Origin of the sequence: Klebsiella quasipneumoniae subsp. quasipneumoniae (genome assembly GCF_020525925.1) — a bacterium.
In the GTDB taxonomy this organism is placed as follows: domain Bacteria; phylum Pseudomonadota; class Gammaproteobacteria; order Enterobacterales; family Enterobacteriaceae; genus Klebsiella; species Klebsiella quasipneumoniae.
In genome coordinates, this window is the sequence record NZ_CP084876.1 from 2,840,035 (window position 1) to 2,861,962 (window position 21,928).

At 61.2% G+C, this 21,928-nt stretch carries 18 protein-coding genes and 1 pseudogene; 6 read left to right on the plus strand and 13 right to left on the minus strand.

Features of this window, described 5'->3' with window-relative positions:
• The first annotated feature begins 153 nt into the window (after positions 1–153).
• Positions 154–1,479 carry an MFS transporter gene (locus tag LGM20_RS13870; protein WP_023289485.1) on the plus strand — a complete coding sequence of 442 codons (1,326 nt, stop codon included), beginning with the start codon at positions 154–156 and terminating at the stop codon, positions 1,477–1,479.
• 343 nt (positions 1,480–1,822) lie between these two features.
• Here the strand turns inward: LGM20_RS13870 and LGM20_RS13875 are convergent, their stop codons facing one another.
• The 6 genes from LGM20_RS13875 to LGM20_RS13900 are packed head-to-tail and all read right to left on the minus strand — an operon-like array spanning position 1,823 to position 9,334.
• A complete protein-coding gene (locus tag LGM20_RS13875; RefSeq protein WP_044522680.1) occupies positions 1,823–3,253 on the minus strand; it encodes an amino acid permease in 1,431 nt (476 codons plus the stop codon).
• 9 nt (positions 3,254–3,262) lie between these two features.
• On the minus strand, positions 3,263–4,258 hold the full coding sequence (gene astE, locus LGM20_RS13880) for a succinylglutamate desuccinylase (RefSeq protein WP_032452676.1): 996 nt from the start codon (positions 4,256–4,258) through the stop codon (positions 3,263–3,265).
• Positions 4,259–4,268: 10 nt separating this feature from the next.
• Positions 4,269–5,609, minus strand: a complete 1,341-nt coding sequence (gene astB, locus LGM20_RS13885; protein ID WP_032452675.1) for an N-succinylarginine dihydrolase — start codon at positions 5,607–5,609, stop codon at positions 4,269–4,271.
• Between the two features lie 21 nt (positions 5,610–5,630).
• Positions 5,631–7,097 (minus strand): succinylglutamate-semialdehyde dehydrogenase, encoded by a 1,467-nt coding sequence (gene astD, locus LGM20_RS13890; RefSeq protein ID WP_044522677.1) that lies wholly within the window; start codon positions 7,095–7,097, stop codon positions 5,631–5,633.
• Positions 7,088–8,110: an arginine N-succinyltransferase gene (gene astA / locus LGM20_RS13895; RefSeq protein WP_077255371.1), complete on the minus strand. Its 1,023-nt coding sequence runs from the start codon at positions 8,108–8,110 to the stop codon at positions 7,088–7,090. Before astA ends, astD begins: the two co-directional genes overlap by 10 nt.
• Before the next feature lie 18 nt (positions 8,111–8,128).
• On the minus strand, positions 8,129–9,334 hold the full coding sequence (locus LGM20_RS13900) for a bifunctional succinylornithine transaminase/acetylornithine transaminase (protein ID WP_023289479.1): 1,206 nt from the start codon (positions 9,332–9,334) through the stop codon (positions 8,129–8,131).
• A gap of 169 nt (positions 9,335–9,503) precedes the next feature.
• On the opposite strand from LGM20_RS13900, the pseudogene LGM20_RS13905 reads away from it, so the two are divergent.
• Both LGM20_RS13905 and LGM20_RS13910 read left to right on the plus strand, forming a co-directional pair.
• A pseudogene (locus LGM20_RS13905) lies at positions 9,504–9,650 on the plus strand (hypothetical protein).
• Positions 9,651–9,862: 212 nt separating this feature from the next.
• Positions 9,863–11,137, plus strand: a complete 1,275-nt coding sequence (locus LGM20_RS13910; RefSeq protein ID WP_023289478.1) for a Glu/Leu/Phe/Val family dehydrogenase — start codon at positions 9,863–9,865, stop codon at positions 11,135–11,137.
• 63 nt (positions 11,138–11,200) lie between these two features.
• On the opposite strand, the gene LGM20_RS13915 is transcribed toward LGM20_RS13910, so the two are convergent.
• The 7 genes from LGM20_RS13915 to LGM20_RS13945 are packed head-to-tail and all read right to left on the minus strand — an operon-like array spanning position 11,201 to position 18,683.
• Entirely contained in the window at positions 11,201–11,854 is a 654-nt protein-coding gene (locus tag LGM20_RS13915; protein WP_044522671.1) for an HAD family hydrolase, read from the minus strand.
• Positions 11,835–12,620, minus strand: coding sequence for an AfsA-related hotdog domain-containing protein (locus LGM20_RS13920; protein ID WP_023289476.1), 786 nt, complete (start codon positions 12,618–12,620; stop codon positions 11,835–11,837). Before LGM20_RS13920 ends, LGM20_RS13915 begins: the two co-directional genes overlap by 20 nt.
• A gap of 13 nt (positions 12,621–12,633) precedes the next feature.
• Entirely contained in the window at positions 12,634–13,839 is a 1,206-nt protein-coding gene (locus LGM20_RS13925) for an acetyl-CoA C-acyltransferase (RefSeq protein ID WP_044522668.1), read from the minus strand.
• 2 nt (positions 13,840–13,841) lie between these two features.
• Complete coding sequence (locus tag LGM20_RS13930) at positions 13,842–15,326, minus strand: FAD-dependent oxidoreductase (protein ID WP_044522665.1); 1,485 nt, start codon at positions 15,324–15,326, stop codon at positions 13,842–13,844.
• Positions 15,327–15,386: 60 nt separating this feature from the next.
• Positions 15,387–16,451: an aldo/keto reductase gene (locus tag LGM20_RS13935; protein WP_023289473.1), complete on the minus strand. Its 1,065-nt coding sequence runs from the start codon at positions 16,449–16,451 to the stop codon at positions 15,387–15,389.
• Entirely contained in the window at positions 16,448–17,635 is a 1,188-nt protein-coding gene (locus LGM20_RS13940) for an MFS transporter (RefSeq protein WP_044522662.1), read from the minus strand. Before LGM20_RS13940 ends, LGM20_RS13935 begins: the two co-directional genes overlap by 4 nt.
• 49 nt (positions 17,636–17,684) lie before the next feature.
• Positions 17,685–18,683, minus strand: a complete 999-nt coding sequence (locus LGM20_RS13945) for an aldo/keto reductase (RefSeq protein ID WP_044522659.1) — start codon at positions 18,681–18,683, stop codon at positions 17,685–17,687.
• 100 nt (positions 18,684–18,783) lie between these two features.
• Here LGM20_RS13945 and LGM20_RS13950 point away from each other — a divergent pair, with 100 nt between their 5' ends.
• From LGM20_RS13950 to LGM20_RS13960, 3 genes are all read left to right on the plus strand, one after another.
• Complete coding sequence (locus LGM20_RS13950) at positions 18,784–19,698, plus strand: LysR family transcriptional regulator (protein ID WP_023289470.1); 915 nt, start codon at positions 18,784–18,786, stop codon at positions 19,696–19,698.
• A gap of 134 nt (positions 19,699–19,832) precedes the next feature.
• Positions 19,833–20,264, plus strand: a complete 432-nt coding sequence (locus tag LGM20_RS13955) for a MarR family winged helix-turn-helix transcriptional regulator (RefSeq protein WP_023289469.1) — start codon at positions 19,833–19,835, stop codon at positions 20,262–20,264.
• Positions 20,264–21,916 (plus strand): efflux MFS transporter permease, encoded by a 1,653-nt coding sequence (locus LGM20_RS13960; protein ID WP_032452666.1) that lies wholly within the window; start codon positions 20,264–20,266, stop codon positions 21,914–21,916. Before LGM20_RS13955 ends, LGM20_RS13960 begins: the two co-directional genes overlap by 1 nt.
• Positions 21,917–21,928 lie beyond the last annotated feature (12 nt).

Consider the following 21,928-nt stretch of genomic DNA (forward strand, 5'->3'; position numbering starts at 1 on the left):
GTTTTCTCGCCCGCGTTGCCGAGGGATAACTTGCCAATTGTAACCATCAACTCTAAGTTTCTTAACAATTACACAACCTTTTTCACATCAGGTTGCACCCTGCACGCACAGAGTGACACCTGACCTTTTACCGTGGCGGGAGAACGTTTCGTAATGAGCAATCCAGAAAGCAACACTGCATCCATTCTGCAGAAAAACAAGAAGGTCCTGATCGCGAGCCTGACCGGCAGCGCCATCGAATGGTTTGATTATTTTCTCTATGGCACCGCCGCCGCGCTGGTGTTTAACAAAATCTTCTTTCCGATGGTCGACCCGGTCATCGGCCTGATCCTCTCCTGGCTCTCCTTTTCGCTCACCTTTTTTATCCGCCCCATCGGCGGGGTCATTTTCGCCCACATCGGCGATCGCATCGGTCGCAAGAAGACGCTGGTGCTGACCCTGTCGCTGATGGGCAGCGCCACGGTGGCCATTGGCCTGCTGCCCACCTACGAAATGGTGGGCCTGTGGGCGCCCGCCCTGCTGATTACCCTGCGCATTATTCAGGGCATGGGTATCGGCGGCGAATGGGGCGGCGCGCTGCTGCTGGCCTACGAATACGCCCCGGAAAAGCGGAAAGGCTTTTTCGGCAGTATTCCTCAGGCCGGCGTGACCATCGGCATGCTGATGGCGACCTTTATCGTCTCGCTGATGACCCTGTTCGATGAGGCGCAGTTTCTTGCCTGGGGCTGGCGCATTCCGTTCCTGCTCAGCTCCGTCCTCGTTTTCCTCGGCCTGTGGATCCGCAAAGATATCGACGAAACGCCCGCCTTTAAGCAGGTGAAACAGTCTGGCCAGGTGGCGAAGGCTCCGCTGCGCGTGACGCTCAAACACCACTGGCGGGAGGTGCTGATCGCCGCGGGTCTGAAAGTGGTGGAGACCGCCCCCTTCTATATCTTCTCTACCTTTGTGGTCAGCTACGCCACTACCACCCTGAGCTATCAGAAGTCGCAGGCGCTGGAATCCGTCACCCTGGGCGCGCTGGTGGCCACCGTGATGATCCCGCTGATGGGGCTGCTGTCCGACAAGGTGGGCCGGCAAAAGATGTACACCCTGAGCGTGGTGCTGCTGGGGCTGTTTATCGTTCCGTGGTTCCTGCTGCTCGACACCGGCACCAGCTGGGGCATTATGCTGGCGACGATCGTTGCCTTCGGCATCCTGTGGGCGCCGGTGACCGCGGTGCTGGGTACCCTGTGCTCAGAGATTTTCAGCGCCAATGTGCGCTACACCGGGATCACCCTGGGTTACCAGCTGGGCGCCGCGTTGGCCGGGGGCACCGCGCCGCTTATCGCCACCGGTCTGCTGGCGAAATACGATGGTGACTGGCGACCGGTGGCCATCTACCTGGGCGTTACGGTGGCGATTTCGCTGCTGGCGATATTCTGCGCCAGCCGGATGAAATCCGTCCCAGGCGCGGCGCGCCCCCGGGCGGAAAGCGCCTAACCGCAGCCGGTCCGGGTCGACCATCCTGCCCGGCGGCGCTGCGCTTGCGCGGGCCTACAGGGAGATCGCGCCACGTGGGAAACCGCTCATCCCAGGCTCAGTAAGACAGTAGGCCCGGTAAGGCGCCAGCCGCCACCGGGCAGTAAAGCTGCTGCGAAGCCGACTATCCCGCCCGGCGGCGCTGCGCTTGCGCGGGCCTACAGGGGGGATCACGCCGCGGGGGAAACCGCTCATCCCAGGCTCAGTAAGACAGTAGGCCCGGTAAGGCGCCAGCCGCCACCGGGCAGACAAACGAGAACAACGGCTAAGACGAGTTGTAGCCGGCCGCCAGGGCCGGCGGGTGTCAGGCGCTCTGATTGTCCAGCTGAAGCTGCCCCTCGCGCCGCTGCTTCAGCTTCCAGAAGGCCCACAGCGCGATAAACCACAGCGGAGAAGCCAGCAGCGCCAGCAGCGTGTCCGGGTCAAAGATCATGATGAAGATGGCGAACGCGAAGAACAGCAGGCTCACCCAGCTCATCGCCACGCCAAAGGGCATCTTAAAGATCGAACCGGCGTGCAGGTCCGGACGCTGACGGCGATAAACCAGATAGGCCACGAGGGTCATCCCCCAGCTGAACACCACCATAATCGCCGCCAAGGTCGAGACGATGGTAAACAGGGTCATCACATTCGGCACCAGGAACAGCAGCAGCGTACCGATCAGCATACAGAAGCAGGAAAACAGCAGGCTGCGCACCGGGATGCGGGTGCTGCGCGACAGAATACGGAACTGCCAATGCGCATGCTTCTCCACCGACAGGCCGTACAGCATGCGGGTGCTGGAGAAGACCCCGCTGTTGGCCGAGGACATCGCCGAGGTCAGCGCCACGAAGTTAATCACCGCCGCCGCCGCGGGCAGCCCGGCTTTGGCAAACAGGGTCACGAAGGGGCTGGTCTCCGCCGACACTCCCGGCCAGGAGGCGACAGCGATGATCACCACCATCGACAGCAGATAGAAGATGATAATCCGCAGCGGCAGGGCATTGATCGCCTTGGGCAAAATGCGCTGTGGATCGCGGGTCTCCGCCGTCATCGTCCCCAGCAGTTCGATGCCGGTAAAGGAGAAGATCGCTATCTGGAAGCCGGCGAAAAAGCCGGTGATACCGTGAGGCATAAAGGCCGTCGGGTCGGTGAGATGGCTCAGAGAAGCCGTCACGCCGTCCGGAGAGGTCCAGCCGGTGGCAATCATCCAGCCGCCGGTGGCAATCAGGGCGATAATGGTGATCACCTTGATCAGGGCGAACCAGAACTCCGCCTCGCCAAACATTTTCACCGACAGCAGGTTGAGCAGAAACAGGATAGCCAGCATGCTGAGGGCCGGCATCCACGCCGACAGCTCGGGGAACCAGTACTGCATATAGCTCCCGCACACCACCACGTCGGCGATACAGGTCACCACCCAGCTCAGCCAGTAGGTCCAGCCGAGATAAAAGCTGGCCTGCGGTCCGAGATACTCGCCGACAAAGTCGGCAAACGAGCGGTAGTCATGGCGGGTGAGCAGCAGCTCCCCCATCGCCCGCATCACCATATAGGTAAAGAACCCGACCAGCACATAGATAACCAGAATCGAGGTGCCGGCGACGGCGATGTTGCGCCCAGCCCCCATAAACAGCCCGGTGCCGATGGCGCCGCCGAGGGCGATCATCTGGATATGGCGGGCGCCAAGCCCGCGCTTAAGCTGTGACGCGCCTTCACCTCCGGCGGCAGATGGCGCCTGATGTTGATGTTCAGTCATGGTGTTTCCTCAGGCTGGTTGCGGGAGGCGAAGCGCCGCGGCGCGGAGCAGCAGCCCGGCGCGCTGGCCGGTGGCGACCCCGGCATTGGGAAAGAGGATATAGGGGGCCCGGGCCTGCACCACCCACCGTTTCTCTGCCTGGCGGGCGATCTCATACCCTGCCGGGAGCGCGGTGAAGTTCTCGACGTTGGCCGCCAGATTGAGCGTAAATTCCCCTTCGCGCTTGATGATGCTCTCCTCGACCAGGAAGTAATCCACCGGCGCTTTGTCGCGCGGGGGCAGCGGCGCGTCAGAAATCCAGGCCCGGATCGCCGCGTCGGCGGCGGCGAACAGGCTGAGATCGTTGGCGCCGAACGGCATCACTTTTCCCAGCTCAAGGGTGGCGCTTTGCGCGGCGAACTTTTCGCAGGTGAAATGAGTGAAGGTGCCGCCCGCTTCGGTATGGCGCACGATGGCGTCCATCCCGCTGGCCTGCAGCAGCTGGTAGAAGCCGGGCGAAAAATCCTCCGCGTGAGCCGGGAGCAGCGCAAACTGGCGATACAGCGACCCGCGAATGGCGGTATGCATATCGAGATGACTGCGGCTGACCGGCCCCGCCGCGTCGGCGGCGCGATAGAAGGCCTGCACCGCCTGCTCGAGGGCAAAAGCCCGCCGCGACTCATTGCCCGGGGAGACCGCCAGATGGCGGCCGCCGAACAGGCGATTGAGGTCGTTGTGCAGATAGCGACGCGCGGCGCGGATCGCCGGCAGGTTACCAAAGACGATCAGCAGCGCCTGGGTGAGCGGCTGCCGCCCCTGGCTCAGATCGTGGGTCAGCTGCAGCAGCAGCTCGGTCGGCGCGGTCTCATTGCCATGAACGCCAGCGGAGAGGATCGTCGCCTGACGCCACGGCGTGGACGGCAGCAGCTGCAGGATGCCCTCGCCCAGCCAGCGGGCCTCGATGTCCGCCGGAAAGGTCCACTCCTGCAGGCGGCAGTGCAGTAAATCGTTAACCAGATGCTCCATCTGCCGCTCCTTAACGCTGAAAATCATAGACAGGGCCCAGTCGCAGGATCTGCGTCAGCTCATCCAGCGCCTGATAAACCTCGCGCAGCAGCTGCGGGTCCGCCAGATCGCGGGCGTGCAGCCGGTCACGGTAGTGTTTTTCCACCCACGCCGTCAGCTGCTGGTAACGCTCGTCGTTCATCAGACTGTGGGCGTTGACCGCGTCGCGCTCCGCCTCGTTGAGCACCACCCGCAGCCGCAGGCAGGCCGGGCCGCCGCCGTTGCGCATGCTTTCTCGCAGGTCAAAAACCGCCACTTCATCGATCGGCGAGGCGCTGTCGGCCGCCAGATCGCCCAGGTAGCGCCAGACGTTTTCCCGCTGCCGGCACTCCTCTGGCACCACGATCAGCATCTTGCCGTCGGGTTTGCTCAGCAGTTGGCTGTTGAACAGATATGAGGCCACGGCGTCATCGAGCGACACCCGCTCGTCCGGCACTTCCACGCTGGTAAACGGGATATCGAGACGGTCGCTTTTTGCCCGCAGCGTCGCCAATACTGTCGACTGATCGACAAACGCCTGCTGATGGTGGAACAGCACATGGCGATTGCTGACCGCGATAACGTCGTTATGAAACACGCCGCGATCGATAGCCTGCGGCGCCTGCTGGGCAAACACCGTATAGCGCGGATCCAGCTGGTGCAGACGGGCTACCGCTTCGCTGGCCTCCAGGGTCTGCCGCGCCGGATACTTCACCGGGGCGATGCCGCCGCTGGCGCGTCGACCGTAGACAAACAGCTGCACGCCCTGACGATCGTACTCCCGGCAGAAGCGGTTATGGTTGGCTGCCCCTTCGTCGCCGAGGTCGCCATGCTGCGGCAGCGCCGCGTGGTGGGCGAAGAAGCGCGGATCGGCGAAGGTGGCGCGCAGGATCGCCGAGGTGGTGGGCGCCTCCTGCATGCGGTGCAGCTTATTGTTCAGGTTGGCGACAGTGAAATGGACTTTGCCATCGGCGCTGTCCGCCGACGGCGAAACGGTCGCCGCGTTGGCGGTCCACATCGACGAAGCGGAGCTGAAGGCGGAGAGCAGCTGCGGCGCCGCCTGGGCCGCCTGGCGGATGACCTGCTCATCGCTGCCCTCGAATCCCAGGTCGCGCAGCAGGCGCAGGTTCGGCCGCGGCTGCGGCGGCAGGATCCCCTGCACGAATCCGCGATCGGCCAGGGCTTTCATTTTATACAGCCCCTGCAGCGCGGCCTTTTTCGGGTTAGAGAGACCATCGCGGTTATTTTGCGAGGCTTCATTGCCGACGGAGAGTCCGGCGTAGTGGTGCGTCGGGCCGACCAGGCCATCAAAGTTAGCTTCAAAACCAGACATATGTCCTCACAGGCTCCGTTATCAGAATGGCAGGCCCGGCGATACGTTCGCCGGAAGCGTCAGCGTGTCGCTGACCAGAGAGGCCATCGGCCAGGCACAGTAATCGGCGGCGTACCACGCTGCCGCCCGGTGGTTGCCGGAGGCGCCCACCCCGCCAAACGGCGCTTTACTGGAAGCGCCGGTCAGCGGCTTGTTCCAGTTGACGATCCCGGCTCGCGCCTCGTCCGCCAGCTGGTCAAACTGCGCCGCATTGCGGGAGATCAGCCCCACGGCCAGGCCATAGCGAGTCTGGTTGGCGAGGCGAATCGCCTCCGGGAAGTCGTCGTAACGGATAACCGTCAGCAGCGGACCAAAGTACTCTTCATCCGGCACCTCGATACCGGTGACATCGACGATCCCCGGGGTCAGCACCGTGGAGTGCAGGTCAGGCTGGCGCATACGCAGCAGCACCTTGCCGCCGAGCACCTCCAGTTTCTGCTGCGCCGCCAGCATGTTCTGCGCCGCCTCAAGGGAAATCACCCCGCCCATAAACGGCGCCGGCTGGTCATCCCATTTCCCGGCGCGGATCTGCGCGCTGGCCTCCACCAGTCGCCGCAGCAGCGCATCCCCCTGCTCGCCGCGCTGAACGATCAGCCGGCGCGCGCAGGTGCAGCGCTGTCCGGCGGAGATAAACGCCGACTGGATAATCACATGCAGCGCCGCATCGACATCGGCCACGTCGGCCACGATCAGCGCGTTGTTGCCGCCCATCTCGAGGGCCAGCATCTTCTCCGGCTGACCGCCGAAGTAGCGATGGAAGTGGAAACCCGCCGCCGCGCTGCCGGTGAACAGTACGCCGTCGATATCGCGGTTTTCCAGCAGCGCCTGGCCGGTGGCTTTCCCGCCCTGCAGCAGGTTAATCACCCCGTCGGGGACGCCCGCCTGCTGCCACAGCTGGACCGTCAGTTCCGCAGTGGCCGGCGTCAGCTCGCTGGGTTTAAACACCACGGTGTTACCGGCGATCAGCGCCGGAATGATATGCCCGTTGGGCAGATGGCCCGGGAAGTTGTAGGGACCGAAGACCGCCATCACGCCGTGCGGCTTGTGGCGCAGCTGCGCTTTACCGTCCGGCAGGGTCGACTCGTGAAAGCCTGTCCGCTGGTGATAGGCCTCGACGGAGATGGCGGCTTTGCCGATCATCGCCTGCACTTCGGTGCGGGTCTCCCACAGCGGCTTGCTGGTCTCCCGGGAAATCAGGGTCGCCAGCGCCTCTTTGTGCGTCTCCAGCAGCGCGGCGAAACGTTGGACGACGTCAATACGCTCGGCCAGCGGGCGGTGCGACCAGGGATAAAACGCCGCCCGCGCCGCGGCGCAGGCCGCCTGGACGTCGTCGGCCCCCGCGCTGGCCGCCTGCCACAGCAGAGATTGATCCTCCGGGGCCAGTTTACTCATCGTAGCGCCGCTGCCCGGCTGCCACTGCCCGGCTATGAACTGTGCTTTTACCGCCATGATCTGTTTTCCTCTGGGTTCAGGGTTACCGTGTAAACGCGGTCGGTTTCAGTGACCTGCAGCGCATCCAGCGCGGCGGCGTCCAGTGAGACCAGCTCTTCGTGGGCCACCAGCAGCGCCCGAAAATTGTCGAACTGACCGTTGGCGACCAGCGTCGGCGCCGACAGCGTGCCCGTCAGCTGCTGAGCCGGCAGGCACTGGCAGTCGCGCACGGCGCGGATCTGATCGGTCTCCGCCTCCAGCACCGGACCGGCATCGAAAATATCCACCGAGCCGCGCCAGCTGAACCCCTCTTTCTCGAGGATCGCCCGCGCCGGGGCGGTGTTGGGATGCACCTGACCGATGACCTGACGGGCATTCTCCGGCAGCAGCGAGATATAGATCGGGTACGCCGGCATCAGCTCGGCAATAAAGGTTTTCATGCCGGTGCCGGTCAGCCGGTCGGCATCGGCGAACGGGATCTCGAAGAAGTGATGGCCCAGCGCATCCCAGAACGGCGATTGCCCTTGCTCATCGCTGCAGCCGCGCAGTTCGGCAAACAGGTGCGGCGAAAACCACTCGCGGAAGGCGGCGATAAACAAAAACCGCGCCTTGGAGAGCAGCAGACCGTTGCGGTTGCGCTGATACCCGGGGTCGAGAAACAGCGTACACAGCTCGCTGTGACCGGTGTGGTCATAGCTCAGATTGAGCAGCTCCTGAGGCTTATAGACTCCCAGCGCTTTCGAGGCGCGATCCGTTTTCTGAATGCGAAAATTGTAAAACGGCTCGTCCAGGCCCACCGCCACCTCAATGGCGCTGACCCCCACCACCCGCTCCAGCGCGGTGTCTTCCAGCACAAACAGAAAGCCTTGCTGGCCGCGCGGCAGCGCGCCGGCGAAGGTGTCAATGCTGCGGCGTATCCGGGCGGCCAGGCGCCCGGCATCATGGGGTAAAGAGGTCATGCCGACCCCCGCCCGCGCGGCAAGGCGGACGATGTCGTCAAGATCGTTTTCCCTTACGGGACGAAATAGCATCACAGGCCGTCCTCCCGGTTAGCGGGTTAAGCGGGCAACGGCGCGATCAAGGCGCACGAAGGCTTGCGCAATATCCGCCAGCGGGATATTGAGCGCCGGCGCGAAGCGCAGCACGTCCGGACCGGCAATCAGGGCGATCACCCCCTCTTCCGCCGCCAGGTTGGTCAGGGTTTTGGCCTTCCCGCGCAGCGGTCCGGCCAGCTCGGCGCCGATCAGCAGACCGGCGCCGCGCACGGCGCTGAACGCATCGTAGCGGGCAGAGAGGGCATTCAGCTGGTCGACGATCAGCGCATGGCGCTCGCCGACCCCCGCCAGCAGCGGCGCATCCAGATGGGCCAGCACGGCGTTGGCGACGGTCGCCGCCAGCGGGTTACCGCCGAAGGTGGTGCCATGGGTGCCTGGCTGGAAGACCTGCGCCCAGGCCTCTTTCGCCAGCATCGCGCCGATCGGGAAGCCGCCCCCCAGCCCTTTGGCGCTGGTGAGGATGTCCGGGACGACGTTGTAATGCTGGTAGGCGTAGAGATGGCCGGTACGCCCGGCGCCGGTCTGCACCTCATCGAATATCAGGGTGGCGTGATGGCGATCGCAGAGGGCGCGCAGCGCCTGGAGGAACGCCGGGTCCGCCGGGATCACCCCGCCTTCGCCGATAATCGGCTCGACGATCACCGCGCAGGTACGTGAGGAGATCGCCGCGGTGACCGCCTCGATATCGTTATAGGGCAGATGGGTAATGCCCTGCGGCAGCGGCGCATAATCGCTGGAATATTTCGGCTGGCCGCCGACGGAGACGGTGAACAGCGTGCGGCCATGGAAGGCGTGGTTGAAGGCGATGATTTCGCTTTTTTCACCGCCGAACTTATCGTGGGCATATTTCCGCGCCAGCTTAAGGGCCGCCTCGTTCGCTTCAGCGCCGGAGTTGCAGAAGAACACCTTGTCGGCAAAGGTGGACTGCACCAGGGTTTTCGCCAGCTGCAGCACCGGTTCGTTGGTATAGCCATTGCCGATATGCCACAGTTTCGCCAGCTGCCCCTGCAGGGCCTCAGCCAGCGCCGGGTGGGCATGGCCGAGGGCGTTCACTGCGATGCCGCCGGCCATATCGATATACTCTTTCCCCTGCTGGTCCCAGACGCGGGAGCCCGCCGCCCTCACCGGAATAAACGGCGCGGGGGCAAAACAGGGAACCAGGTAAGCGTCAAAATCTTCGCGAGTCATACTGCCTGACATCATTCATCTCCGGAACGTAAGACGACGGAAAACGCTCCCGCCGCGTTGGACAATCGACATTAACCCTGACCCTCGGCTTATTTTGGGCACGAGCGCGCCCGCTGCGATGGTAAAAATATTCACCACAGAAAACTTAAGCCCTATTCTTTTTACGGGTATTTGTTAATTCATGGTTAACGCCATGTTGTTGTGTGGGCTAATGCTGGCCTGTGAACAATAAGATTGTCAATATGGGGAAACGCAATTTATTCACTTTTTGAAGATCATCAAGATAATGAAAAACATAGAAAAAATATTTTCTTATGCACTTAAGTGAATAAAAAGTGAATTAAAATGCACAGCTTGCGGGTGGTTCTCGTGCGTAGTTATTCACTTAAAAAATAAAATTTCTAACAAAAATTTAAAAATCGGAATTGCCGTCAAATACCGCTTTATAAAATTGGTGATACCATTCATTGCACAGAGTTTACTGCTGTAGCTATTCCACGGTTTTACACGACATAAATAACACTGAGAAACAGGACTCTTATGGAAAAGTTATCTTACGCATCTGAAAGTAGTACATCTCCATGGACCACCTACCTGCGCCAGATCGACCGTGTCGCGCCTTATCTCGGCGATCTTGCCTACTGGGTGGAAACCCTGCGCCATCCGAAGCGTGCGCTGATCGTCGACATCCCTGTGCAGATGGACGACGGCACCATTCGCCACTTCGAGGGCTATCGCGTTCAGCACAATCTTTCGCGTGGGCCGGGTAAAGGTGGTGTTCGCTACCATCCGGATGTTGATCTTAACGAAGTCATGGCACTTTCTGCCTGGATGACCATTAAGTGCGCCGCGGTCAATATTCCTTACGGCGGGGCCAAAGGCGGCATCCGCGTCGACCCCTTCTCGCTGTCGGAAGGTGAACTGGAACGCCTGACTCGCCGCTATACCAGCGAAATCGGCATTATCATCGGGCCGCAGAAAGATATTCCGGCGCCGGACGTTGGCACCAACGGCAAAGTGATGGCGTGGATGATGGACACCTACTCCATGAACCATGGCACCACCATCACCGGCGTGGTCACCGGCAAGCCGATCCACCTCGGCGGCTCCCTCGGTCGTGAAAAAGCCACCGGACGCGGCGTGTTCGTCACCGGCCGGGAAGTGGCCCGTCGCGCCGGCATCGAAATTGAAGGCGCTAAAGTGGCGCTGCAGGGCTTTGGTAACGTCGGTAGCGAAGCGGCGCGCCTGTTCGCCGGCGTCGGCGCCCGCGTAGTGGTCATTCAGGATCACACCGCCACCCTGTACAACGAAGGCGGGATTGATATGGCCGCCCTCACCGCCTGGCAGGCGGAGAAAAAGCAGATCGCCGGTTTCCCGGGCGCTCAGGAGATCGATAAAGAGGCATTCTGGACCACCCCGATGGACATCCTGATCCCGGCGGCGCTGGAAGGGCAAATCACCCGCGAGCGCGCTGAGAAACTGAGCTGCAAACTGGTGCTGGAAGGGGCTAACGGCCCAACCTATCCGGAAGCGGACGATGTGCTGGCCGAGCGCGGGGTGATCGTGGTGCCGGACGTTATCTGCAACGCCGGCGGGGTGACCGTCAGCTACTTTGAGTGGGTGCAGGACATGGCCAGCTTCTTCTGGAGCGAAGAGGAGATCAACGCCAAGATGGACCGCATCATGACCGACGCCATTATTCACGTCTGCGATAAAGCGGCCGAGAAAGAATGTACCCTGCGTACCGCCGCCTATATCGTGGCCTGCGAGCGCATCCTGATGGCGCGTAAAGACCGCGGCATCTACCCGGGCTGATCCCCGTCAGGAAGTGAATCAGGGGTGGCATTGCGCCGCCCCTTTTTTTTTGCCGTCGCGCCGTCAGCCGCCGGTGGACCACAGCACTGGCCATCCCCGACGCTGCGCCTCCGCCAGCAGCCCCGGAGAGGGATTCACCGCGCAGGGGTGGCCGACCGCGGCGAGCAGCGGCAGATCCGAGATATGATCGCCGAAGGCGTAGCATGCCGCCAGCGGCTGACCCTTTTCCTGCGCATAGCATTGGGCATGCGCCGCCTTGTGTTCGCCGATGGCGGTCCGCCAGAGCTCACCGGTATAGCGGTCATCCACCACGACCGGCTCTGAGCACAGGGCATGCTCCACCCCCAGCGCCGCCATCGCCGGCCAGAGAATGGCGGTCATCGACCCGGAGACAAACACCACGTCATCCCCCCGAGCCTGATGCTGCCTGAGGCGCGCCGCCACCTCGCGGTGAAAACCATATCCGCCTTCGCGATACAGGCGCTCGGCGACCGCCCGCACCCGGGGGCGCGACTCGTGGCGAAACAGCGAGTAATAGTAGCGGTTGATCGCCTCCCGCGGCTGACCCGCTTCGCTGAGCGCCTGCAGCTGCCGGACAATCGCCGCGGCCGTCAAACCGCACTGCAGCGGATATTCCGCGGCATAGCGGTGCAGAAACAGGAACATACTTTTGCCGGTAATCAGCGTTTCATCCACATCAAAAAAGGCGATGCTCATCCCCGTCCCCCTGCTCAATACTGACCAGATAATGTTGATGGCACTGCGCCGCCTGCTCGCACTCTTTGCGAGTGATGTAGTTAAGGTCATAGACGCTGAAGCTAAAGCCAACTTCCGCTTTGCGGGTGCCGGTCTGGTCAAACCCCACCGAGCATTCACAGGTGAAGCGGCCATGGGCTGAACTTTTGCGCGACACCACGTTGAGGACGATGGTCACCGGCAGCGGAAAAACAAAGCAGGAAAAGGCCACCTGCAGCGAGCTCAGGGTAAAGTACTTCTCCGCCATCGCCACGCCGGCCTCCGCCAGCAGGAATTTTTCCGTGGTGGCGATGATGGTCTGCCGCGCCGCCTCGATCAGCACCATCCCCTGAATATGTTGCCCGGTCTGGTGGTCGCAGAGCAGCTCCGAGGCATCCTGCAGGATCAGGCGCGCGCAATAGCTATCCTCATCGCGTTTTTCCGGCGAGGTGATGAGGATATTCGCTTTTTTACGTTTATGTACCAGCCGCTGATGATCGCGATTGTTTTGATAATAGAGATCCTGCAGATTGACGATCTGGCGCATTGTGTCCGGATAGTGCTGACGAATAATGCAGATGGTGCGGGAGATGTCGTCGAGCTGTACCCCCTGACCGATAACGATTTTATCGACCCCGGCCAGCTCGCCGCTCCAGACAAACCGCTCAAACTCATTCACCGTCAGCACATTCTCATGCCGCCGGGCAAAATCGGTAAATTTCTCACCCACTACAATTAATTTTTCCATGGCGCTTGTCTCCTCAGATCGTTTTCACCAGTAACGCAATCCCCATCCCGCCGCCGATGCACAGCGACGCCAGGCCGGTCGGTTGATTCTCCCGGCGCAGCGCGTGCACCAGGCTGACCACAATCCGCGTCCCGGAACTGCCCAGCGGATGGCCGAGGGCGATCGCGCCGCCGTGGACGTTCAGCCGGGAAGCAATCTCCTCCTCCGTCATCTGATGCGCTCTGGCCAGTCCCTTGACTACCCCCAGCACCTGCGCGGCAAAGGCTTCGTTAATCTCCAGCCGGGCCATATCGCTGAGCTGAAAACGCCCGCGGCGCAGGGCGCACGCTATGGCCGGCAGCGGGCCAAGCCCCATCATGGACGGGTCGACGCCGCCCTCGCCAAAGGAGACAATCTCCGCCAGCGGCTGCAGGCCATAGCGGGCAACGGCGCGCGCCGACGCGAGGATCACCGACGCGGCGCCATCGTTCAGCCCGGAGGCATTGCCCGCCGTGACGCTGCCGTCGGCGCGAAAGGCCGGTTTCAGCGCCGCCAGCTGCTCGGCGCTAAGATCATGGCGGATCGGCTCATCCTCGCGGACCGTGCTGACGCCCCGCTTCGCGCTGACCGTCACCGGCACCATCTCATCGGCAAAATAGCCGGCGCGGCTGGCGGCGGAGGCTTTGTGATGGCTCTCCAGGGCATACTGGTCCTGCGCCGCGCGCGAGATCTGCTCCTGCGCGGCGATGGTCTCCGCCGTTTCCCCCATCGGGATCTGCAGCAGCGGATCGGTTAATCCGTCGCGCTGGATCACATCCTCACTGCTGAACGCGCCGAATTTCATCCCGCCCCTTATCTCTCCCCGCAGCAAAAACGGCGCCTGACTCATATTTTCCATTCCGCCGGCAACCACCAGGTCGGCATAACCGCTCTGGATATGGATCGCCCCTTCGGTCAGGCTTTTCATGCCGCTACCGCAGATCATATTCTGGGTGTAAGCCGGCTTTTGCACCGGGATCCCCGCCCGCAGCGCAACCTGACGCGCCGGTCCCATCCCCTGCCCGGCGGCAAGGACGCAGCCGCAGATCACCTCATCGATCCACGCCGGGTCAATGCCGGCCTGCTGCAGGTTGTGCCTGACGGTGAGCGCGGCCAGCTCCACCGCGGAGACCGTTTTCAGGGCGCCAAGAAAGCGCCCCACCGGCGTACGGCAGGCCGCGACGATATAGACTTTGTTCATGATTATTCCATTACGTAGAGCGAGGAAAGATACTGCCGTGTCCCGGCTTCGCTGCCGGTAAAGCCCACATAGCCATCGGGATTGACCACCGCATAGTCATCGGGGCCGATCTGTAGCGCTTCGAGAAACGCCTCGTCCGCCGGTTCGAGGGGGCAGAATATAAACCAGCCGGCCTGCTTCAGGCGGGACATAGGAGGACAAGCGGCGCGGGCGGAAAAGATCACCACCTTACCGCTGGCGAAGACGTCATAGCTGTTGCGAAACATCGCCTGCGGCGAGGCAAAAACGTACCAGGGAACATGGTGCCCTGCCAGGCCGTCCGGGCGCTGCGCCTGCGTCGCGGTGAAACCGGCGTACTGCAGCGGCAGCTGGTGACGATAGTAGTGACGGTTGCAAAACTCCGGAAAGTAGACCCCGTCGATATGATTTCTCGGCACCAGACCGGCAATCAGGCCGGTATCGCGATCGGTGAAGCGCAGTACACCGCTCACCGCCGCGAAGCGCTCGGCGCGATAAGACGCCGGCAGTCGGTCAGTGGCCACGCCGTGCAGATAGAAAGCCAGCTTCCAGGCGAGGTTCACCGCATCCTGGACGCCGGTGTTCATCCCCTGCCCGCCAATGGGACTGAACAGGTGGAAGGCATCTCCCGCCAGCATAATATGATGCTGCAGATTGTCATCGGCGATGCGGTTATAGAAATTGGCGCTGGAAGACCAGGTGAGCGTTTGCGCCGGCGGCACCTGAGGGCAGTAGCGCGCCAGCGCGGCGTTAATCTCCTGCAGGTCCGGCACCGGACGCGGCGTCGGCAGGCGCCCGGCTTTTTTAATCACGATCCTGACCTGATTGTCCGGCATGGGCAGGAAAATCAAAAAGCCCTGCTCATCAATATGGTAGGAGGTTCCCGGGAGCGCCGCCGCGCGGTCGAATTGCACGTCCGCCATCACAAAATGCAGCGGATAGTCATGACCGCTAAAGCCGATCCCGGCCAGCTCGCGGACGGTGCTGGCCGCGCCGTCGGCGCCGATAATATAGTCATAAGCGGCGGAACAGGCCCGGCGGGCATCGTCGAGCAGGGAGACGTGATAGCGTTCCCCCTCCCGGCGCCAGGAGATCAGCTGGTGCCCACGTTTGACCTCCCGCCCGGCGTCGGCCAACGCCGTTTCGAGGATCTTCTCCGTCCGCGGCTGCGGGATACTGACATGGAAGGGGTAACAGGTGGCGAGTCGGCGGTTATCGATATGCAGGAATTTGCGGTTTTTATAGTAAGCGTAGACTGACTGAACCTGCTTTCCCTGGGCGATCAGTTCCCCGGCAAGGCCTAAGCCGTGGAAGGCTTTAATGGTCGCCGGACTGACGCTCAGCGCTTTGGACCAGGCGGTGCTGTGGGTATTTTTATCAATGATATCAAAATCAATTCCATACTTATTCAGATAGCAGCCAATGATTAACCCTACCGGGCCGGCGCCAACAATGAGTACTTTTTTCACGATCGAGCCTCTCTGTATGCCCCGTGCGGGGCATACGCGTGTTGCCTGGGTGTAGGGTGATTAGGGATAGATATCATCGGCCAGACGACGATCGCCGGCGACATTGCAGATATGCCAGTAGGGGTATGGTTTCTCTTTCTCGCTCACGCTGTTGAGGATCGCCGTCTCCTCGTCGCTCAGCGTCCAGTTCAGCGCCGCCAGGTTATCCTCCAGCTGGGCCAGTTTGGTCGCGCCGATCACCAGCGAAGCAATCCCCGGACGGGTACGCAGCCAGTTGAGCGCCACCTGCGCGACGCTGGCGTTGCGCTGGCGGGCAATCTCCTGCATCACCTCCAGGGTCTGCCAGGCCTGCTCGCGGTTGGCGATCGGCGCGGATTCGAACGGCGTGGCGTTCGCCAGGCGACTGCCCTCGGGAAACGCCTGATTGCGTGGGTATTTACCGGTGAGAAAGCCCCCGGCCAGCGGGCTCCAGACGGTGATGCCGACGTTCTGATCGACGCTGAGCGGGATAATCTCATGCTCCAGTTCACGCGCGGCGATATTGTAATAGCCCTGATAGACGCAGAATTTCTCCAGCCCAAGGCGCTCCGAGATCCCCAGCGCCTTCGCCAGCTGCCAGGCCGCGTAGTTGGAGACCCCGATATAGCGAATTTTCCCGGCGCGGATCAGCGTATCCAGCGTGCGCAGGGTATCCTCCAGCGCGGTGCGCGGATCGAACCCGTGAAGGTGATAGATATCGATATAATCGGTCTTCAGCCGCTGCAGGCTGGCCTCGACGGCATTGATGATATGGTAGCGCGAAGCCCCCAGCGCGTTCGGGTTGGGGTCGGTTTGCCAGCGTCCTTTGGTGCCGATAATCACCTGCTGGCGTTTTCCCTTCAGCGCGTTGCCGAGCAGCTCTTCGCCCTGGCCGTTCTTATAACAGTCCGCGGTATCAAAAAAGTTAATCCCGGCGTCCAGCGCTTTGTACACCAGGTCGTAGGCCGTCTGCTCAGGCACCACGCCGAATTCCGACCAGTTGCGCCCCGGCGCGCCGAGAAAGGCCCCTTTCTCGCCAAACGTCATGGCGCCAAAACAGAGCTCCGAAACCGACAGCCCGGTGGAACCTAAATATCGATACTTCATGCTTGACTTCCTTTTAAAGGTGACAACGTCACACTAGCGATAACCCATCCGCTGGCGGTCAGGCAAGCGCCGGCCAGGGGAATGTGAGAGAGAGAGACGCCGGAGGCGAGCAGCAGCCCGCCAAACCAGGCGCCGCCGGCATTGCCGAGGTTAAAGGCGGCGATATTGCACGAAGAGACCATGCTTTTGCCGCTCTCACTGCTGTCCAGGGCCTGCATCTGCAGCGGCGGAATGGTGGAGAACATCGCCGCCCCCAGCAGAAACACCGCCGCGCAGGCGCCGGGCAGCGTCTGAATCGCCCACGGGAAAAGACACAGGACGACGCTCAGCAAGGCGAGAGTTAGCAGCAGCGCCCGGCGGACGCCGCCGTCGGTCAGTCGGCCGCCAAGATGATTCCCGGCGACCATCCCGACGCCGAACAGCATCAGCACCGGCGGAATAAGGTGGTCGCTCATCCCGGTGACGGTTTTCAGCATCGGCGCGATGTAGGTGAAGGCGGCGAAGACGCCGGAGAACCCGAGGGCGGTGATCAGCAGGCTGCGCAGCACCGCGGGATGACGGAGCACCTTCAGCTCATCGCGGATCCGGCTCCGGGCCGACGGCTGCGCCTGACGGCCAGGCACCAGGGCGATCACCGCCAGGGCGGAGAGAATGCCGATCAGCGTGACCATATAGAAGGTATAGCGCCAGCCAAGGTACTGCCCCACCCAGGCGCCGAGCGGCACGCCCAGAATATTGGCCAGGGTGGCGCCGAGAAACACGGCGGAGACCGCCGAAGCCCGTTTATCCACCGGCGCCAGCTCCGCGGCATAGACCGAGCTTATTCCGAAGAACGAGGCGTGAGCGAACGCAGTTATTACCCGGGCAATAATTAGCATGGTCATATTACCGGCGATCGCACAGCCTAAATTTCCAATGGAAAATAAGATCATTAAAAATAACAGCGCAGGTTTTTTGCGATAACGGCTTAATAGCGGCGTAAGCAGCGGCGCGCCAATCACCACCCCACAGGCATAAGCGGTAATAGACCAGGCGGCGAGCGTAATGGATATATGAAAGTCATGGGCCACATCGAGTAATAAACCCATAATCACAAATTCGGTGGTGCCAATACCAAATGAACCCACGGAAAGCGCATACACCGCCGCAGGCAATCCCGCCGGACGGGAAACAGCAATAGTCATAAGTTACCTTATCTCCCGCCAGACCGGCGGGAGGAGCGTATTCAGGAGATTATTTATCGATTAAATTAAAGTCGCCCTGGTTATAGCGTAATCCGGCGACGTTTTCGGGAGCGAAAATATGATCGATGGCGAGAATATCCTCAGGGGAGAGCATAATATCGGCCGCAGCGGCATTATCGCGCAGATGGTTCATTTTTCGCGCCCCGGGGATCGGCACGATATCTTCCCCTTTGCTCATCACCCAGGCGAGGGCCATCTGCGCCAGGGTGGCCTCGTAGCGGCTGGCGACCTGCTGCAGACGGTCGAGCAGTTGCTGGTTTTTGCGCATGGTTTCGGCCTGGAAGCGCGGCAGATTGCGACGAAAATCATCGGCTGCGAAGACGCCGGGGTCGGTGATCTGGCCCGTCAGGAAGCCGCGGCCCAGCGGACTGTAAGGGACAAAGCCCACGCCCAGCTCGCGGCAGGCCTTGAGGATGCCGCCCTCCGGCTCACGGGTCCATAGCGAGTATTCCGTCTGCACCGCGGCGATCGGATGCACCTTGCAGGCCCGGCGCAACGTCTGGTCTGACACTTCCGACAGCCCGATATGGCGAATTTTACCCTCTTTGACCAGGTCGGCCATGGTGCCCACCACCTCTTCCACCGGCACCGCAGGATCGACGCGGTGCTGATAGAGCAGATCGATGGTCTCAATATTCAGCCGCTTCAGCGACCCTTCCACCGCCTCGCGAATATGTTCCGGACGGCTGTCGACGCCGGCCATCCGCTCCAGCCCCTGGCCGGTCGGCAGAATACGAAAGCCAAATTTGGTGGCAATCTGCACCTTATCGCGGATGCCTTTAATCGCTTTCCCAACAAGGACTTCATTGTCAAAAGGCCCATACACTTCGGCGGAATCCAGGAAGGTCACCCCCATGTCCACTGCGGCATGGATGGTATTAATCGCCTGCGACTCCTCAGCGCCGCCATAGGCGAAACTCATTCCCATACACCCGAGACCCAATGCGGAAACCTGGAACTTCTCTTTTCCGAGATAACGTGTTTTCACCTTATTTTCCTTACGTGCTGAATGTTATTAAATATATACTTCCCTTTTACATTGATAACAATTAATCTATTCCGAACGCGGTGTTAGCTGGAAATTAACAATGAAAACGTTGCCTGATTTGCAACAAATTGAAATATTAATACTCATAGTGAAACATGGCAGTTTTCGGCAAGCTGCCAGAGCATTAAATCTTTCACCGCCGGCCCTCACCAGCGCTATTAATCATCTGGAAGAAAAATTAGGCGTGCGCCTGCTCAATCGCTCGACGCGCAGTTTGTCTTTAACCGCGGTGGGTGAGGAATTTCTTAATAATATGACGCCGGTGGTGAATGATTATCGCCGGGTGGTCGACAGTCTGAATTATCACCGTCTGACCCCGGAAGGGGTGGTGAAAGTCAATTTACCGCGCATTGTTCTCGACCTTTTCTTTCAGCGCTATTTTATTGCTTTTAAAACCGCCTATCCTGACGTGACGCTGGAGCTGTTTACCACCGATCGGAAAGTGAATATTATCGAGTCCGGTTTTGACGCTGGCATTCGCTATTCCCGGGACGTGCCCAAAGATATGATTGCCATCCCCTTTGGCGAGAAGCTGTCGCTGATCCCGGTGGCCAGCCCGGACTATCTCCACGAGGCCGGAGCGCCCGACACCCCGCAGTCGCTGGTCAATTTCCGCTGCATCAACCGCTGTTTTCCCAGCGGCGAAAAGTACCGGTGGGAATTTATCAGCCCCGACGGCGAGCCAGGCGAAGTCGCCGTCAAGGGCGATCTGGTCGTCGATTCCGATACGGCGATGATCCAGGCGGCGGAGAGCGGACTGGGGATCGCCTTTGTCTATCAGTCGCTGGTGTCCGCGCAACTGAACGCCGGCAGCCTGGTCCGCTTATTACCCAGCTACCGCTACCCGGCGGATCATTTCTGCGTCTACTATCCGAGTCGCAAACATATTCCCGCGCCCCTGCGCGCTTTTATCACCTGGGTGATGGCGCAGAATAAGAGCATCCTCCATGAGTAAATGGCCTGAGGGGGTATCCTCCTGTCGCCACAATAAACGCACACACCGTTAACCATTTTTTATCCTTTCCCTTGAATTCCGCCGGTTGTCAGACATAAACTCGTTAGAGCTCTAACGATTTTGGCAGACGACCTATGGACCATCGACAGCTTAACTTCTCCCATCTTTTATATCTGACCGCCCATCACTGGCGGCTGGCGGTTAATCGTCGGCTGAAAAACCTCGGTCTCAGCCAGGCCAGCTGGGTGGCGGTCGCCGCCATCGCCCGCCACCACCAGCCGCTGTCGCAAAGCGAACTGGCGCAGGAGCTGGGAGTGGAGAGCCCGACCATTGTGCCGCTGATCAACCGCCTGGTGGCCCTCGGCCTGGTGGAGCGCGTCACCACCGACCGCGATAAACGCAAGCGGCTGCTGGTGGTCACCGACCAGGGGCAGGCCCTCTTCGAGCAGGTCAAAACGGTGGCGGACGATCTGCGTGAAGAGATCCTGACGGCGATCACGCCGCAGGAGCGGGAACAAACTCAGCGGGTGCTGGAAAAGCTGTTGCGCGAAGTGGAGAAGAAATAATGCCCCGTCGCCAGAGTAACCCCTACGTCCCTCATGACTGGGCGCCGCATGAAAAACCGGCCCTGCTCGGCTCGCCATCGACGCCGCTGCACAGCCCGGCGAAGCGCCTGGCCTACGGGGTGGTCGGGCTGCTGGTGTGCCTCACCGGCGCGCTGGGCAACGCGGTGGTCACCGCCAATCTGCAGCTGCTGCAGGGCACCTTCGCCGCCTGGTCGACGGAGATCGCCTGGCTACCGGCGGTGTATGTCATGACCAACGTCTCCATTAACCTGCTGCTGGTGAAATTTCGTCAGCAGTTCGGGCTGCGCGCCTTTACCGAAGGCTTTCTGGTGCTCTATGTGCTGGTCACCTTCTTCCACCTGTTCGTCAACGATCTCAGCTCGGCGATGATGGTCCGCGCCGCCCACGGCATGGTGGCCGCGGCGCTCAGCTCGCTGGGGATCTACTATCAGGTGCAGGCCTGGCCCGCACGCCACCGCCTGAAAGGGCTGACTATCGGTATCACCGGCTCGTCGCTGGCCATTCCGCTGGCGCGCCTCTTTTCCACCGAGCTGCTGCAGATCGATGAATGGCGCGGGCTCTACTTCTTTGAGCTGGGGCTGGCGCTGGTGTCGCTGGCCTGCGTCATCGCCCTGAAGCTGCCGCCGAGCGATCGTAAAAAGGTGTTCGAGAAGAAGGATTTTATTACCTTCTTCCTGCTGGCCCCCGGCATGGCGCTGGTCTGCGCGGTGCTCTCACTGGGGCGGCTCGAGTGGTGGTTCGAAGCGCCGTGGATCGGCTGGTCGCTGGCCGCGGCGGTGGTGCTGATCGTCGCCGCCATCGCCTTTGAGCATAACCGCAGCAATCCCCTGCTCAATACCAAATGGCTCTCCAGCGGCAGTATCCTGCGCCTGGGTCTGATTATGCTGCTGATCCGCATCGTGCTGGCGGAGCAGAATACCGGGGTGATCGGCTGGCTGCAGTACGTTGGCCTGCAAAACGAACAGATGACCAACCTCGCGTGGTCAATTTTCGCCGGCATTCTGTGCGGGATCATCGCCAGCTGCCTGACGCTTAACCCGCAGAAGCTCTACTGGCCGACCGCTACCGCCCTGGCGCTGATCATGGTGGCCTCGCTGCTCGACAGCCAGTCCAACGCCCTCACCCGTCCGGAACAGCTGATGTTCAGCCAGTTTTTGCTTGGCTTCGGCAGCGCCTTCTTTCTGGCGCCGGCGATGCTCGCCGGCATTGGCGGGGTGTTCGCCGATCCGCGCAACCTGGTCAGCTTCTCGGTGCTGTTCGGCATGAGCCAGAACATCGGCGGTCTGCTGGGGTCGGCGATACTCGGCACCTTTCAGACCTGGCGGGAGAAATTTCACTCCAGCCAGCTGGCGGACCAGATAACCACGCTCAACCCACTGATCGTCGAGCGGCTGCAGCAGTACAGCCAGATGTACCAGAGCCAGATCGGCGACAGCACGCTGCTTAACGTCCAGGCCACCACCCTGCTGCAAAACGCCGCGACGCTGCAGGCCAATATTCTCGCCTGGAATGACACCTATCTGCTGACGGCGGCGATCTCCGCCGGGACGTTAGTGTGGGTTTTCTGGCGCTTAATTCGCTTACGACTGACCGCCCGTATCGCCTTAAAACGCGCCACCGGCAGCAAATAATTATCATCATTT

Excerpts from the sequence above, each read along its gene's own strand:
- LGM20_RS13870 (WP_023289485.1), top strand. The coding sequence starts at position 154 with ATGAGCAATCCAGAAAGCAACACTGCATCCATTCTGCAGAAAAACAAG.
- LGM20_RS13875 (WP_044522680.1), bottom strand. The coding sequence starts at position 3,253 with ATGACTGAACATCAACATCAGGCGCCATCTGCCGCCGGAGGTGAAGGC.
- astE (WP_032452676.1), bottom strand. The coding sequence starts at position 4,258 with ATGGAGCATCTGGTTAACGATTTACTGCACTGCCGCCTGCAGGAGTGG.
- astB (WP_032452675.1), bottom strand. The coding sequence starts at position 5,609 with ATGTCTGGTTTTGAAGCTAACTTTGATGGCCTGGTCGGCCCGACGCAC.
- astD (WP_044522677.1), bottom strand. The coding sequence starts at position 7,097 with ATGGCGGTAAAAGCACAGTTCATAGCCGGGCAGTGGCAGCCGGGCAGC.
- astA (WP_077255371.1), bottom strand. The coding sequence starts at position 8,110 with ATGCTATTTCGTCCCGTAAGGGAAAACGATCTTGACGACATCGTCCGC.
- LGM20_RS13900 (WP_023289479.1), bottom strand. The coding sequence starts at position 9,334 with ATGTCAGGCAGTATGACTCGCGAAGATTTTGACGCTTACCTGGTTCCC.
- LGM20_RS13910 (WP_023289478.1), top strand. The coding sequence starts at position 9,863 with ATGGAAAAGTTATCTTACGCATCTGAAAGTAGTACATCTCCATGGACC.
- LGM20_RS13915 (WP_044522671.1), bottom strand. The coding sequence starts at position 11,854 with ATGAGCATCGCCTTTTTTGATGTGGATGAAACGCTGATTACCGGCAAA.
- LGM20_RS13920 (WP_023289476.1), bottom strand. The coding sequence starts at position 12,620 with ATGGAAAAATTAATTGTAGTGGGTGAGAAATTTACCGATTTTGCCCGG.
- LGM20_RS13925 (WP_044522668.1), bottom strand. The coding sequence starts at position 13,839 with ATGAACAAAGTCTATATCGTCGCGGCCTGCCGTACGCCGGTGGGGCGC.
- LGM20_RS13935 (WP_023289473.1), bottom strand. The coding sequence starts at position 16,451 with ATGAAGTATCGATATTTAGGTTCCACCGGGCTGTCGGTTTCGGAGCTC.
- LGM20_RS13940 (WP_044522662.1), bottom strand. The coding sequence starts at position 17,635 with ATGACTATTGCTGTTTCCCGTCCGGCGGGATTGCCTGCGGCGGTGTAT.
- LGM20_RS13950 (WP_023289470.1), top strand. The coding sequence starts at position 18,784 with ATGAAAACGTTGCCTGATTTGCAACAAATTGAAATATTAATACTCATA.
- LGM20_RS13955 (WP_023289469.1), top strand. The coding sequence starts at position 19,833 with ATGGACCATCGACAGCTTAACTTCTCCCATCTTTTATATCTGACCGCC.
- LGM20_RS13960 (WP_032452666.1), top strand. The coding sequence starts at position 20,264 with ATGCCCCGTCGCCAGAGTAACCCCTACGTCCCTCATGACTGGGCGCCG.